This window comes from Polaromonas sp. P3_C2 (assembly GCF_056402675.1).
Window position 1 is genome coordinate 1 of record NZ_JBFUGX010001029.1, and the last position, 1,018, is coordinate 1,018.

Here is a 1,018-nt window from a genome sequence, read left to right on the forward strand (position 1 = left end):
GGCGCAGCGGCCCCCTCGGGGGGCAGCGCATTACACGAAGTGAAAAGCGTGGGGGCCATATCCTAGAATGGGCGGATGTCCTATCTCGTTCTTGCCCGCAAATACCGTCCCAAAAATTTCTCGGAAATGGTGGGGCAGTCGCATGTGGTGCAGGCACTGGGCAATGCCCTTGCAACTCAGCGTTTGCACCATGCCTACCTTTTTACCGGCACGCGGGGCGTGGGCAAGACGACGATTTCGCGGATTCTGGCCAAGTCGCTCAATTGCGTGGGCCCGGACGGGCAGGGCGGCATCACGGCCACGCCCTGTGGTGTGTGCCAGGCCTGTACCGACATCGACAGCGGCCGTTTTGTCGACTACACCGAGCTGGACGCTGCGTCCAACCGCGGCGTCGATGAAATTGCGCAGTTGCTGGAGCAGGCTGTTTACAAACCTGTCGTCGGCCGTTTCAAGGTCTTCATGATCGACGAGGTGCACATGCTCACGAACACGGCGTTCAACGCCATGCTCAAGACGCTGGAGGAGCCTCCTGAATACCTGAAGTTTGTGCTGGCTACGACCGACCCGCAAAAAGTGCCGGCCACCGTACTGTCGCGTTGCCTGCAGTTCAACCTGCGGCCCATGGCGCCCGAGACGGTGCTGGAGCACCTGATACAAGTGCTGGGCGTTGAAAACGTTCCGGCCGAGCAGCAGGCGCTGCGCCTCTTGGCGCGTGCGGCGCGCGGCTCCATGCGTGACGCCCTGTCGCTGACGGACCAGGCCATTGCCTTTGGCTCTGGCAAGCTCGAAGAAGCCAGTGTGCGCACCATGCTGGGCAGCGTGGACCGCAGCTATGTCTACCGCCTGCTTGATGCCCTGGCGCGCGGCGACGGCAAAACCGTGGTCGAAACCTCCGAAGCGTTGCGGCTGAACGGCTTGAGCRCGGCTTCCACCCTGGAGGAAATGACGACGGTGCTGCAACGCATGGCGGTGTTGCAGGCCGTACCCGAGATGGGGGCGGGCGACGACGGAGCCGACC

1 protein-coding gene is annotated in these 1,018 nt (G+C 62.8%); it reads left to right on the top strand.

The features are described from left to right. Positions 1 to 75: 75 nt before the first annotated feature. The coding region (dnaX, locus tag AC1DWI_RS24340; protein ID WP_477726066.1) for a DNA polymerase III subunit gamma/tau at positions 76 to 1,018 on the top strand (943 nt) is incomplete at its 3' end.